Source organism: Hyphomonas sp. (assembly GCF_022844445.1).
Lineage (GTDB): Bacteria > Pseudomonadota > Alphaproteobacteria > Caulobacterales > Hyphomonadaceae > Hyphomonas.
In genome coordinates this window covers 284,348-296,987 of sequence record NZ_JALHLS010000002.1, presented here as the reverse complement: position 1 = coordinate 296,987, position 12,640 = coordinate 284,348, and the positions used below count along the sequence as shown (strand labels likewise).

Here is a 12,640-nt window from a genome sequence, read left to right as displayed (position 1 = left end):
TCTGAAAAGCTAAGGCTGGAGGCGACACCGAACGCAGAAAGCCCGCCTCCCCACATGACTGCTTCTTCCAAAACACTTATCGGCATCGACCTTGGCACGACCAATTCGCTGGTGGCGGTGTTTACCGATGAGGGGCCTCGGCTGATTGCCAATAGCCTTGGCGAGTTCCTGACACCTTCGGCAGTAGGCTACGGAGACGACGGCGCGCTGCTGGTGGGGCGGGCAGCGAAAGACCGGCTGCTGACGCATCCGGCGCAGACGGCGGCGCGTTTCAAGCGCTACATGGGCACCAACCACGAGATGACGCTCGGTAAGAAGGCCTTCCGTGCGGAGGAGCTGTCTTCCTTTGTGCTGCGCAGCCTGCGGGCGGATGCGGAAGCGTTCCTCGGTCACAGCGTGGACGAGGCGGTGATCTCGGTGCCGGCGTATTTCAACGACATCCAGAGGAAGGCAACGATCACAGCGGCGGAGTTTGCCGGCCTGAAGGTAAACCGACTGATCAACGAGCCGACTGCGGCGGCGCTGGCCTACGGCCTGCAGGACCGGCAGGGGGAATCGACGTTCCTGGTTGTAGACCTAGGTGGGGGGACGTTTGATGTTTCCATCCTCGAGATGTTCTCCGGGGTGATGGAAGTGCGCGCCTCAGCCGGAGATGCGTTTCTGGGGGGCGAGGACTTTACCGACGCGCTGGCAATGGAACTCGGCCGGCAGATTGGCATCAAGCCTGAGGATGTGAGCCGGGAGGACGGGGCCCGCCTGCGTGGGCTGGCGGACCGGATGAAGGTGCAACTGAGCGAGGCGCCAGAGGCTAGGGCGGAGTTTGCGCTGAAGGGCGAGGCGCGGCCGGTGAGCATAACGCGCGAGAAGTTCGACGAGATCACCGACCCGATCCTGAAGCGTCTGCGCCTGCCGATCCAGCGCGCGATTTCGGACGCAAGCCTGCGCGCCGACGACCTGCACCGGATCATCACGGTGGGCGGGGCAACGCGGATGCATGCCGTACGCCAGCTCGTGACGCGGCTGTTCAAACGCTTTCCGGAGTATTCGATCGACCCGGACCATGTGGTCGCCCTCGGCGCTGCGGTGCAAGCCGGCCTCGCGGCACGGCACAAGGCGCTGGACGATGTGGTCATGACGGACGTATGCCCGTTCACGCTGGGCTTCGAGACCTCGATCCAGGTCGGCGAGGGAAAGTATGAACACGGACAATTCTCGCCAATGATCGAACGCAATACGGTGGTGCCGGTGTCGAAGGCAGACATCATCTCGCCGCTGCATCCAAACCAGCACGAGATCGCGCTGCGGATCTTTCAGGGCGAGAGCCCGTTCGTGAAGGATAACATTCTGATCGGCACGCTGCACATTCCGCTGCGCGGCGGGCCTAAGGAGGACAAGTCGGTGGAGCTGCGCTACACTTATGACACGTCCGGCGTGCTCGAAGTCGAGGCGACGCCGTTGGCGACGAAGAAGATGGAACGGCTGGTCATCGAGGGCAATCCGGGCAGCCTTCCCCGCGCCGAGATCGAGAACCGACTGAAGGCGCTGAGCGCGATAAAAATTCACCCGCGCGATCAGCATGAGAATGCGGCGCTGATTGCGCGCCTGCGCGCGGCGTTCGAGAATTCTCTGGGCGACAAGCGGCAATCCGTGGGCCGACTGATCGCAGAGTTCGAGGGCGTACTGTCCCGCCAGGACGTGCGCGAGATCAACGAGGCGCGCCGCAACATCGATCAGATCATAGGCAATTTCGAACGCGACGATGTCTTCTGATCCTTTCGACCTTCTGGAACTGGACCGTGCGACGGCGACGGATGTGGATGTGCGCCGCGCCTATGCGGCGAAGCTGAAGATAACCCGGCCCGAGGATGACCGGGCCGGGTTCATGGCGCTGCGGGCAGCGTTCGAGCGGGCGCGCAATGAAGTGCGCTGGCGGGATGAAGATGCCGAGTACGAGTTCCAGGACGAAGACGAGCAGGATCACAGCCCGCCGGATGCGTATGGGCAGTCGTCCGCGGAAACCGGGCGGCCGCCTCTGATGCACGCGGAAGCCCCTGCCCCGGACCCGCCCGTTGAAACGGCGGCTGAACTGGCTATCCCGGAGGAGACACCAGCGTATGATGTCGAAGATGTTCCGGATGATGAAGACGACTCTCCCCCGACCCCGGCGGAGGTCGACTATGACCGGCGGCTGAACACTGTGTTCGACCGGCTGGTGGGCCTGCTGACGCTGGGCGAATATGGCGCCGCGCCGAAAGATGTCCTGCGCGTCCTGGATGACCCCGATGTGGCAGGCATCGAGGAGTACCAGAGCATGCAGTGGAAAGTCCGAGATTTCCTCTGTGAACGGACGGGGTTCAACCGAGACCCCCAGTTGATGCGCCTTCCCGACTGGCTGACGCTCGAGGTGTTTGACGCGCTGGACGGTTACTATGGCTGGACTCGCCAGCCTGTAATGAATGGCTGGGTGCGGCGGCTGAATGACTGGCTGGTTAGGGTGCGCCGGGAACTGGCGATGGCAGCGATGCCGCCTGCCGAGCGTAAGCAGGCCTTGCTGGCCGAGACCAAGGCCGACCTGTTCGGCGCCAAGGATGGCGAGCGGGCGGGCGGCAGGTCCGGAGGCGGCACGATCTGGCTGTGGATCGGCGCGGGCATTCTGATCAGCCAACTGGTGCGCTTCTTCACATCGATGAGCGGCGGCTGACGCCAGGTCAGGGTCGCCGTCGGAAACCGGACCTTGAACCCGCAACACCGCACCGCTGCAGAAAAATTCTCGGCCGTTGCATCCAAAGTCCGCCGCCGATGCATCTTTGGGCTAACCAAGGAGGTACGACATGAAGATTCAGATTGCCGCCTGCGTTCTTGTGCTGGCGACAGCTCTCGCGCCTGAAGCTCTGGCGCACAACACCAAGGATTGCGCCCCCTTCGAATGGGGCCGCATTGCGTATGGCACTTTTGAAAATGACCAGGCCTTTATTACAGTGCCGGTGGCCGTCTCGGCCTTGAAAACGTCGATGCCCTTCCAGCTCGACACGGGGTCAGGTGCAACCTACCTGTATGATCCCGCTCTCGATGAAAACGAGAAGGGCCGAACACTCGCAACGGAGATTGCGATCGACGCGCCCGGCTGGACAGCTTCGGCGCGTGACATAAAGCTCAAGCACGGCGCGGCGGAATCGAAGAGCCGCGGTACGCTCGGCGTTGACCTCCTCGGTTCCGGCGTGGTGCTGGACCTCAAGGCCGGCACACTTTGCCCCCTGACACCGGCACGTGCGGCAGGCTTCGCCGATTGGCAAGTCATGGAACGCTCCGGCACCTCACCGGTCATCCGTGTCAACGATGGACACCGCGACCTTCGCCTTCTGCTCGATACCGGATCGAGCGCATTTTCCGTGCTTTCGACCCGCGGCCGCTCCAAGGCGCTGAAACGCGGCGAAAGCGTGCGCAAGTTTGACGTGCCTTCATTCAATTCGTCTCTCTCGGTCACTGAACTGAAACCAGAGGGGCAGTTCACGGCGTTTGGAAAAGCGCTCGACACACCCTTCGTGTATGCCTTCAACCATCCGCTCGCGGGCTTCGCCCTCAATCGCGGCAAGATCGATGGCCTGATCGGCCTCACGCCCTTTGCGGGCGGGGCGCTGGCGTTCGATTTTGAGGGCAACCGGATCGCATACCGGGAGGCGGACTGAGCGAGAGCGGGTCAAACAACGAACGGCCTTGCTCGTGCTCGCTGCGCGTGACGCCGGGGCAGGACTGTTTTGGGCGGGCTTTCGCGGGTAGAAATGCTTGGCATCTTCACCACGGAGACCTCTCATGGCCGATACCGGCGCGCTTGATCTCGGATTTGACCCAGCTGCGCTGAAGGCGCGTTACCTTGCAGAGCGCGACAAGCGCGTGCGCAAGGACGGCAACGAACAGTATGTTAACGTGGCCGGGCAGTTCGCCCATTACCTCGAAGACCCGTACACGGAACGTGTGGAACGCGCGCCGGTGAAGGATCATGTCGAAGTGGCAGTGATTGGTGGCGGTTTTGGGGGGATGCTTGCGGCCGCAAGGCTGCGCAAGTCGGGCTTCAACGACATCCGAATGATCGAGACCGGCGGCGCATTCGGCGGCACTTGGTACTGGAACCGGTATCCGGGCGCGGCGTGCGATATCGAGAGCTATATCTATCTTCCGCTGCTGGAAGAGACCGGCTTCATGCCGAAGGAGAAGTATACCAAGGCGCCGGAGATCCTCGCGCACTCCAAGCGCATCGCCGAACACTTCAACCTGTTCGACAAGGCGCTGCTGAGCACTGGTGTAACAGGCATGAAGTGGAACGAGAAAAAAAAGGCCTGGACCATCGAGACGGACAGGGGCGACAAGTTTACCGCCCAGTTCGTGGTGATGAGCAACGGGCCGCTGAACCGGCCGAAGCTGCCCGGCATCCCGGGCGTGGAAACATTCGCGGGGCACAGCTTCCACACCAGCCGGTGGGACTATGGCTATACGGGCGGCGGGCCTGAAGGCGGGCTGACCAGGCTGAAGGACAAGGTGGTGGGCATCATCGGCACGGGCGCGACCGCCGTGCAATGCGTGCCGCACCTCGCGGCCGGCGCGAAACATCTCTACGTGTTTCAGCGCACGCCCTCCTCTATCGACGTGCGCAATGACCGGCAGACCGATCCTGACTGGGCGAAGAGCCTGGAGCCTGGCTGGCAGCGCCGGCGGATGGAGAATTTCAACACGCTGGTCTCGGGCGGCTATGAACCGGAAGACCTCGTGAATGATGGGTGGACGGACATCATCCGCAACATCCTTTTCATTGCCTCGAAGGGCGATCAGCAGGGCCTGACGCCGGAGCGGCTGGCGGAGCTGGCGGAGATCGCCGACTTCAAGAAGATGGAACAGGTACGTTCCCGCGTGGATGAGATCATCAAGGATCCGGCGGTAGCGGCTGCGCTCAAGCCCTGGTATCGCCAGTTCTGCAAGCGGCCGTGCTTCCATGACCAGTATCTCGACGCCTTTAACCGGCCGAACGTGACGCTGGTAGACACGAACGGACAGGGCGTCGACCGGATCACCGAGAATTCGATCGTGGTGGGCGGAAAGGCCTACAAGATCGACTGCCTCGTCTATGCTACGGGCTTCGAAGTGGGCACGGACTATACACGGCGCGCGGGGTATGATCCGGTGGGGCGCGGCGGCGTGACCATGAAGGACTACTGGGCCGACGGGATGCGCAGCCTGCATGGCCTGTCCGTACACGGATTTCCTAATATGTTCCTGATGGGCCCGGGACAGGCGGGCTTCACGGCGAACTATCCGCACCTGCTGGACGAGCAAGCCGAGCAGATTGGCTATACGCTGGCCGAAGTGAAGGCACGGCAAGCGGCAACCTTCGAGCCCTCGGCGGAGGCCGAGGAGGAATGGGTGCAGCAGATCATCGCGAAGGCCGTCATGCGCCAACAGTTCCTGGAAGAATGCACCCCGGGATACTATAACAACGAAGGCAAGCCGAGCGACCGCGCGGCGCAGAACAATTCCTACGGCGACGGCCCGAACGCCTATTTCCGCATCCTCAAGAAGTGGCGCGAGGACGGCGAACTGGCGGGTTTGGCGCTGAAATAGCGCTCTGCTCTGACGGGGCTTGAGCGTGGGTGCGATTGCGCTAACTATCGGCGCATGGACACTAGCGAGTTGCAAAGCTGGATCGGGCGCACCGAGGTGCAGATTGACACCGTGCAGCCGGGGCCAGCCCGGGCGCTGGCGGCGACGCTCGATCAGGACCCGGATGATTTCGGGGTGCGGGCCGAGTTGCCACCGCTGTGGATGTGGCTCTACTTCCTGCCGGTGGTGCGGGCCTCAAGCGTTGGGCCGGACGGGCATCCGCAGCGCGGCGGGTTTCTGCCGCCCATCACCCTGCCCCGGCGGATGTGGGCGGGCAGCCGCTGTCACTTCTTCGGGCCGGTGCGGATCGGCGACGAGCTGACCAAAGTGTCGACCATTGCCAAAGTGACCGCGAAGACCGGGCGGACGGGCGAGATGGTGTTCGTAACGGTGCGCCACTCCTATTCACGCGGAGGCGCGGGGCTGATGGAGGAGGAGCAGGACATCGTTTACATGCCGATCCCCGATGTGTTCACCCCGCCAGAGCCGGTGGCTCCGGGCGCCTGCGCCTGGAGTGAAAGCGTCGCGATAGATCCGGTGCTGCTGTTCCGGTTTTCGGCGCTGACGTTCAACGGGCACCGCATCCATTATGACCGGCCCTATGCGATGGAAACCGAGAAATATCCGGGCCTTGTAGTGCACGGGCCGCTTCAGGCGATCTTGCTGATGGAGGCGGCGCGGCGTCGGCATCCAGGCAAGCGGCCGGCGGGCTATTCGTTCCGGGGCCTGCGGCCGATCTTCGATTTTGACGCTGTTTCCGTTTGTGGACGGATGAAAGAGGCGGGCGGGCTGGACCTGTTTACGGTGAATGGCGACGGCGCGGCCGGCATGCAGGCGAGCCTCAGCTGGGCGCAGGGATGAAATGCCCTATTTGAGTCCGGTGAGGCCGGAAACCGGCCCGCTCGGGAGGCAGGCATGGTCAAGATCCTTGAGGGACTTCGCATTGTCGAAGGCTCCGCTTTCGTGGCGGCGCCGTTGGCAGGCATGACGCTGGCGCAGATGGGGGCGGATGTGATCCGCTTTGACCGGATCCGCGGCGGGCTGGTCAACGGGCGCTGGCCGGTGACCGACAAGAGGCGCAGCCTGTTCTAGGCGGGGCTGAACAAGGGCAAGCGAAGCCTGGGTGAGGATACGGACGAGATTTTGTCCGATATCGGCTTTTCGGACGGATAGATCGCCCGCCTGCACGATGATCTGATTGTGGCGGGGCCGAACTAGGCGCCTCTCCCGTCTCCCGCCGGCAGGAGACAGGCTGGAAGGATCATTCCTCTACCAACAGCACCAACACATCGCCGTCGGCGACTTGCTGGCCGGCGCTGGCGTGGACGGCTTCGACGACACCGTCGCGGGGGGCGACGAGCGCGTGTTCCATTTTCATGGCTTCGAGGACGGCGAGCGTTTCGCCGCGTGTGACGGCGGCGCCGGATTTCGCGAACACGCTGAGCACCTTGCCGGGCATCGGCGCCTTGACGACATTGCCACCGAGGGCGGCGTCGGCATCAGCGCTGAATTCCGGGACAGTGACGAGGAAGGTGTCACCGCCGCAGGTAACGGCGAAGCGGCGGGGCGACAGATCGGTGACGAGCGGGAACGGCGTCCCATCGGCGATAGGGGCATCCGGGTCGACCAGACCGGCGGCGCCATCGGCGGCGAGGAGGACATCGCGGCGGGGCACGGAGTTAAGGCGGAAACCATCGTGCAGGTCCCAGGGAGATTCGGCGCCGTCATCGTCCAGCAGCAGCGTGGCGACGGCCGAGAGTGCAGAGGCGCGGTGGACTTGCGGAACGGCGGCGAGGGCGTCGAGGTTGTCGCCGATCCAGTTTACGTGGTGGGTGCCGTGCGCAAATTCATCCGACAGGGCGCAGCGACGCAGGAAGCCGGCGTTCGACGGCACGCCGCAGAGCTGCGTGTGCGCAAGGGTGGCGGTGAGATGCTCAAGTGCAGCCTCGCGGGTTTCTCCGTGTACAATCAGCTTGGCGATCATGGAGTCGTAATTGGAAGGCACGCGGTCTCCGGATTCGAAGCCCGCGTCCCAGCGCAGAGATTCGCCGTCCGGCTCCTCGAGCAGGCCGAATTCGAGAATAAGGCCGGCGCCGGGGCGGAAGCCTTCGGCCGGGTCTTCTGCACAGATACGTGCTTCGAAGGCATGGCCGGAGAGCTTGATGTCTTTCTGCTTCAGGGGAAGCTTGCCGCCGGAGGCGACGAGGATCTGCCATTCAACAAGATCGGTGCCCGTGATCATTTCGGTGACCGGGTGTTCGACTTGAAGGCGGGTGTTCATCTCGAGGAACCAGAACGTGTCCTGGGCGAGCGGTTTTGACCCGTCCACGATGAATTCGACCGTTCCGGCCCCTTGATAACCCACCGCTTTGGCGAGCTTCACGGCGGCATCGGTCATCGCCTTGCGGACCGCTTCCGGCATTCCGGGCGCAGGCGCTTCCTCGATGACTTTCTGGCGGCGGCGCTGGAGCGAGCAGTCCCGTTCGAACAGGTGAACGACGTTGCCGTGCTGGTCACCGAAAACCTGCACCTCAATATGGCGCGGGCGCTCGACCAGCTTTTCGAGCATCACGCGGCCGTCGCCGAAAGAAGATTCGGCTTCGCGCACGGCGCTGATCAGTTCTACTTCGAGTTCGGACACTTTCGAGACCTGGCGAATTCCCCTTCCTCCGCCGCCGGCGACGGCCTTGATCAGAAGCGGATAGCCGACCTTTTCGGCAGCTTTCGTCAGGGTGCTGATGTCCTGCGCTTCGCCGCGATAGCCAGGGAGGACGGGGACGCCCGCTTCCTCGGCGATACGCTTGGCTTCGTCCTTCGGGCCCATCGCGCGGATGGCGGCGGACGGCGGGCCGAGCCAGGCGAGGCCAGCCGCAAGGACCGCTTCGGCGAAGGCGGCGTTCTCAGAGAGGAATCCATAGCCGGGGTGGATGGCGTTGGCGCCGGTTGTCGCGGCAGCGGCGAGGATGGCCTCGATGCGCAGGTAGCTTTCGGATGCGGGAGCGGCGCCGATGTGGACGGCTTCGTCTGCATCGCGCACGTGCATCGCGGCGCGGTCGGCATCCGAATAGACAGCGACCGTGGCTATGCCGAGGCGGCGGCAGGTGCGGAAGATCCGGACAGCGATCTCACCCCGGTTCGCGACGAGGAGTTTTGTGATTTTCACTTGTATGCGCTCCCCTGCCCCGGTGCACGGTGGCGACCAGGACGAAACTGATGATCATAAGCAGATACCATGATCCGAGCTTGGATAAAGACACCATCTCCCAGCCGTCTTCCTGGCCGGGATAGGACCAAGCGCGGGCAAAGGTTCCGAGGTTTTCGGCAAACCAGATAAAGATGGCGACAAGCAAGAAGCCGAGGAGCAATGGCATGGGGCGGTGGACCTCGTCCGGACGGAACCAGACGACCGTGCGCAGGTAAATGACGGCAGTGGCGGCGAAGAGGCCGAGGCGGATGTCCGGGAGCCAGTGGTGGGCGAAGAAGTTCACGTAGATGGCGGCCCCCAACAGGCCCTGCAGCCAGAGCGGCGGGAACCGGTCGAACCGGAACTCGAAGATGCGCCAGACGCGGGCGAGATAAGACCCGACGGCGGCGTACATGAAGCCCGAAAAGAGCGGCACGGCGCCGATCCGCAGGACGCTGTCTTCCGGGTAGATCCAGCTGCCATGGGCGGTCTTGAAGAGCTCCATGACCGTGCCAACGATGTGGAAGACGAGGATGACGCGGGCCTCCTCCCAGGTTTCGAGGCCGGAGAGGATGAGCAACACCTGCAGAGCGAGCGCGGCGAGGACGAGGAAATCGTAGCGCGAGACAGCGGCCGCTTCGGGGTAGAAAAGGTGCGTGGCCAGCAGCAGGGCGAGCATGACGCCGCCAAAGAGGCAGGCCCAGGCCTGCTTGATGCCGAAGCTGATGAATTCGAAGAGGCCGAGGGACCAGGCGCCCTTCACCCAGCGGGCGCGCAGAGCTTCGCGCTCGGCGTGAAGGTGGGCGCGCAGGCGGGCTGAGGCGGAGCGGTGCGGGATCATGGGCGTATGGGATCGCCGGGTTTGCAGGCCGAAACAAGGCGCAAGGCGGGCGGGTGGCGCGTGATTTTGAGGCTTTGTTGGGCTCGCAGGATGGCGTAAGCAGTAGCAAGGAAAACCTGACTGGGGAGTACGATGGCCTATAACTCAGGCGTTCAACTGGCCGGCATCGCCGGTATCGTCGGCGGCGGACTCGGCGCCTATTTCGGCTACAATTATGCACTGGTGGAAGGCATGCCGCCGATCCAGGGAGCGCTGATCCTTGGCGCGATTGGCATGATCGCGTTCAGCGCGGGCGCCTTTGTGCTCAAATCGGTGCTGCAGTTCATCGTCTACGTCGTCATGCTGGGACTGGTCGTGTACATATTCCGGGAGCCCATAGAAGGGCTGACCGGCATCAATCCGGTCCTAGCCGTTCACACGACGCTGACTGGCTGGGGCCTGCCGCTGCCGCCGCTGGACTAACGGCTCAGGTTTTCCAGTTCGGCGAGCGCTTTTCGAGGAACGCGGCGACGCCTTCCTTGCCTTCGTCCGAGGCGCGGCGCGCAGCGATGCGCTTGGCGGTCTTGTGGCCGATTTCCCGGTCGATCGGCCGGCCGGCGACATCGCGCACCAGCTTCTTCGAATCCGCTACGGCGCCGGGCGCCGCCGCGAAGACGAGCTTGGCGACGTGTTCCTCAAGCTCAGCCATTTCATCCGAGGTCTGAGCAACGTATTGCACGAGCCCGATGCGGTGCGCAAAATCGGCATCGAAGGATTCCGCCGTGACAAAGAGGGCGCGGGCCCAGCGTGGGCCTATGGCGTCGATCACGAAGGGACTGATGGTGGCGGGCGTCAGGCCGAGGCGGACTTCGGAGAAGCGGAACGTGGCACCGGCCTTGGCGATGGCGACATCGCAGGCAGCGACGAGGCCTGCCCCGCCGCCCATGGCGGTGCCATGGACGAGCGCGAGCGTCATCTGCGGCATCTCGTAAAGACGTTGCAGCATTTCAGCGAGCCGCTGGGCATCGGCTTCATTGTCCTCCCGCGAGTTGAGGGCGGCGAGCTTCATCCAGGTGAGGTCTGCCCCGGCAGAAAAGGACGGACCTTCGCCGCGCAGGATCATCATGCGGATGGATGGCTGCTCGGAGATCATCGTGAAGACGTCCGTCAGCTCGGCAATCAGTTCAGCGTTGAACGCATTGTGAACTTCCGGTCGGTTCAGCGTGACGATCACGAGCCCTTCGCGGGTCGCGTCGAACTTGATGAGGTCGTACTCGGAATCGCGCATGACGATGGCTCCTCTCAGGGGATCTCTTTGGCGGCTACCTTGCGGTAGTGGCTCGACGGGCGCAAGGCGGGCTTCTCGACGCAGTGCCAGAGCGCGAGGCTGGCCAGGACTACCAGCACGGCGGCGAGCGCCAGAAAACCCGGCAGGCCAAGCGTGACGACAAGGCCGCCGGCAGCCATCGCCTGCAGGATGGGGAAATGCGTGATGTAGAGGCCGTAGGAAATGTCACCGAAGCGGGCCGGGCTGAGCGGCGGGCCGGGTGCGAAGGCGGCGCCTGCGATGACGCCCGCCAGGGCGAGCGCGCGCAGCGGCTCCAGTACCGGATGCAAAAGCGTGGCGGCAAGCAGGATCGTTCCCGAAATGGCCAGCGCGCGCCAGCGGCGGCGCAGCTGGGGTTCAGCCTTCCAGAGGACGACACCCATGGAGAAGAAGGCCATCTGGCCGGGCAGCTGACGGGCAAGCGCGGCGCCGCCCTGCCCGTCCACGGCCAGCGGGACGAGCATTGCCCAGGCGACCGCGCCAGCATAGAGCGCGAGGATGCCGGCCCACCAGAGGCGGCCGAGCCTCGTCAGCACAAGGAGGATCAGTGGCAGGACGGCGTAGAACATAACCTCGATCTTCAGCGTCCAGAGCGCGCCGTTGACTTCGGGAAAGCGGTTGGCAGCGAAAAGGCCCGGCAGGTTTGGCTCGAGGAAGTTCAGGAAGACAAGGTTGGCGGCGAGATAGCGCAGGACACCGGCGATGTCCTGCGTGAGCACGAGGCTGACGGCGGCGGGGATGACGATGATGACGACATAGGCGGGAAAAAGGCGCCGGATGCGCTTGCCGGCATAGTCCGCAAGGCTGGAGGCGCGCGCGAGGGAGCCTGCGACCAGCGCGCCGGACACGATGAAAAAGCCCTGGATGCAGACTTCGGCGACGTCAGCGAGCGCCAGCTCCAACGCCCCTCCGGGCGCGGCGGACGACAACACTACCGCATGGTAGACGAAGACACCGGCCGCCAGCAGGAAGCGGATCAGGTCAAAACGGTTGGTGGCCGACATGTTCAAGCAAGCGCATCCGATAAGGCGTGGCCCTCTCTAGAGAAGTGCGCGAAGGCGGGAAAGAGGGATTGGGCGGCGCGGGCCTACGGCGATGTAACCCGGCGCGGCGGAACGCCCCGGCCTCGGGTGCGTTGGTGGGGAGATGCAAAGGAGCATATCATGGCCAGCCTCAAAAAGTTTGAAGAAAATCCCCAGCGACAGTTGCTGGAAGAGATCAAGGGCGCGCGCTGCGTAATGCTCGGCTCGCCCGTGCCGGACGCGCACATGCAGCCAATGGCGCCGCAGGTGGATGAAGATGCCGGTGTGATCTATTTCTACTCGGACAATACGAGTGAACTGGGCCAGGCCATTATGGCGCGCCCGGCGAACGTACACCTCTGCCATATCGACAAGGACTATCAGGCCTGCGTCAAAGGCATGCTGACGCCGCATAACGACAAAGCGATCATTGAAAAGTTCTGGAACCCCGCGGTCGAAGCCTGGTATCCCGGTGGCAAGACCGACCCGAAAATGCTGATGCTGAAGTTCGAGCCGAAAGACGCAGCCGTCTGGGCGTCCGACAAGTCCGCCATCGGCTTCCTCTACGAGGTCGCGAAAGCCAAACTCACCGGCGCGGCGCCCGACATGGGCAAGACAAAAGAATTCGGGCTCTGACC

11 protein-coding genes and 1 pseudogene are annotated in these 12,640 nt (G+C 63.7%); 8 read left to right on the top strand and 4 right to left on the bottom strand.

Features of this window, described 5'->3' with window-relative positions:
* Positions 1-54: 54 nt before the first annotated feature.
* The 6 genes and pseudogenes from Q0C17_RS04290 to Q0C17_RS04265 all read left to right on the top strand — a co-directional run.
* On the top strand, positions 55-1,770 hold the full coding sequence (locus tag Q0C17_RS04290) for a molecular chaperone HscC (protein WP_291201831.1): 1,716 nt from the start codon (positions 55-57) through the stop codon (positions 1,768-1,770).
* Positions 1,760-2,701, top strand: a complete 942-nt coding sequence (locus tag Q0C17_RS04285; RefSeq protein WP_291201828.1) for a hypothetical protein — start codon at positions 1,760-1,762, stop codon at positions 2,699-2,701. The genes Q0C17_RS04290 and Q0C17_RS04285 overlap by 11 nt, the downstream gene beginning before the upstream one ends.
* Positions 2,702-2,831: 130 nt before the next feature.
* Positions 2,832-3,686 (top strand): hypothetical protein, encoded by an 855-nt coding sequence (locus Q0C17_RS04280; RefSeq protein ID WP_291201825.1) that lies wholly within the window; start codon positions 2,832-2,834, stop codon positions 3,684-3,686.
* A gap of 124 nt (positions 3,687-3,810) precedes the next feature.
* Entirely contained in the window at positions 3,811-5,610 is a 1,800-nt protein-coding gene (locus Q0C17_RS04275; protein ID WP_291201822.1) for an NAD(P)/FAD-dependent oxidoreductase, read from the top strand.
* A gap of 54 nt (positions 5,611-5,664) precedes the next feature.
* Complete coding sequence (locus tag Q0C17_RS04270) at positions 5,665-6,510, top strand: MaoC family dehydratase N-terminal domain-containing protein (protein WP_291201819.1); 846 nt, start codon at positions 5,665-5,667, stop codon at positions 6,508-6,510.
* A gap of 54 nt (positions 6,511-6,564) precedes the next feature.
* A pseudogene (locus Q0C17_RS04265) lies at positions 6,565-6,738 on the top strand (CoA transferase); the annotation flags it as partial.
* A gap of 172 nt (positions 6,739-6,910) precedes the next feature.
* Here Q0C17_RS04265 and Q0C17_RS04260 read toward each other — a convergent pair.
* Positions 6,911-8,812 carry a biotin carboxylase N-terminal domain-containing protein gene (locus Q0C17_RS04260; RefSeq protein ID WP_291201813.1) on the bottom strand — a complete coding sequence of 634 codons (1,902 nt, stop codon included), beginning with the start codon at positions 8,810-8,812 and terminating at the stop codon, positions 6,911-6,913.
* Positions 8,775-9,674 carry a DUF817 domain-containing protein gene (locus Q0C17_RS04255; protein ID WP_291201810.1) on the bottom strand — a complete coding sequence of 300 codons (900 nt, stop codon included), beginning with the start codon at positions 9,672-9,674 and terminating at the stop codon, positions 8,775-8,777. The genes Q0C17_RS04260 and Q0C17_RS04255 overlap by 38 nt, the downstream gene beginning before the upstream one ends.
* Before the next feature lie 132 nt (positions 9,675-9,806).
* Between Q0C17_RS04255 and Q0C17_RS04250 the strand changes: the two genes are divergently transcribed.
* Positions 9,807-10,136 carry a hypothetical protein gene (locus Q0C17_RS04250; protein ID WP_291201807.1) on the top strand — a complete coding sequence of 110 codons (330 nt, stop codon included), beginning with the start codon at positions 9,807-9,809 and terminating at the stop codon, positions 10,134-10,136.
* A gap of 4 nt (positions 10,137-10,140) precedes the next feature.
* Here the strand turns inward: Q0C17_RS04250 and Q0C17_RS04245 are convergent, their stop codons facing one another.
* Both Q0C17_RS04245 and Q0C17_RS04240 read right to left on the bottom strand, forming a co-directional pair.
* Positions 10,141-10,941: an enoyl-CoA hydratase-related protein gene (locus Q0C17_RS04245; RefSeq protein ID WP_291201804.1), complete on the bottom strand. Its 801-nt coding sequence runs from the start codon at positions 10,939-10,941 to the stop codon at positions 10,141-10,143.
* Positions 10,942-10,955: 14 nt separating this feature from the next.
* Positions 10,956-11,984, bottom strand: coding sequence for an acyltransferase (locus tag Q0C17_RS04240; protein WP_291201801.1), 1,029 nt, complete (start codon positions 11,982-11,984; stop codon positions 10,956-10,958).
* Between the two features lie 159 nt (positions 11,985-12,143).
* Here Q0C17_RS04240 and Q0C17_RS04235 point away from each other — a divergent pair, with 159 nt between their 5' ends.
* Entirely contained in the window at positions 12,144-12,638 is a 495-nt protein-coding gene (locus Q0C17_RS04235) for a pyridoxamine 5'-phosphate oxidase family protein (protein WP_291201798.1), read from the top strand.
* Positions 12,639-12,640 lie beyond the last annotated feature (2 nt).

Excerpts from the sequence above, each read along its gene's own strand:
- Q0C17_RS04290 (WP_291201831.1), top strand. The coding sequence starts at position 55 with ATGACTGCTTCTTCCAAAACACTTATCGGCATCGACCTTGGCACGACC.
- Q0C17_RS04285 (WP_291201828.1), top strand. The coding sequence starts at position 1,760 with ATGTCTTCTGATCCTTTCGACCTTCTGGAACTGGACCGTGCGACGGCG.
- Q0C17_RS04280 (WP_291201825.1), top strand. The coding sequence starts at position 2,832 with ATGAAGATTCAGATTGCCGCCTGCGTTCTTGTGCTGGCGACAGCTCTC.
- Q0C17_RS04275 (WP_291201822.1), top strand. The coding sequence starts at position 3,811 with ATGGCCGATACCGGCGCGCTTGATCTCGGATTTGACCCAGCTGCGCTG.
- Q0C17_RS04270 (WP_291201819.1), top strand. The coding sequence starts at position 5,665 with ATGGACACTAGCGAGTTGCAAAGCTGGATCGGGCGCACCGAGGTGCAG.
- Q0C17_RS04255 (WP_291201810.1), bottom strand. The coding sequence starts at position 9,674 with ATGATCCCGCACCGCTCCGCCTCAGCCCGCCTGCGCGCCCACCTTCAC.
- Q0C17_RS04250 (WP_291201807.1), top strand. The coding sequence starts at position 9,807 with ATGGCCTATAACTCAGGCGTTCAACTGGCCGGCATCGCCGGTATCGTC.
- Q0C17_RS04245 (WP_291201804.1), bottom strand. The coding sequence starts at position 10,941 with ATGCGCGATTCCGAGTACGACCTCATCAAGTTCGACGCGACCCGCGAA.
- Q0C17_RS04240 (WP_291201801.1), bottom strand. The coding sequence starts at position 11,984 with ATGTCGGCCACCAACCGTTTTGACCTGATCCGCTTCCTGCTGGCGGCC.
- Q0C17_RS04235 (WP_291201798.1), top strand. The coding sequence starts at position 12,144 with ATGGCCAGCCTCAAAAAGTTTGAAGAAAATCCCCAGCGACAGTTGCTG.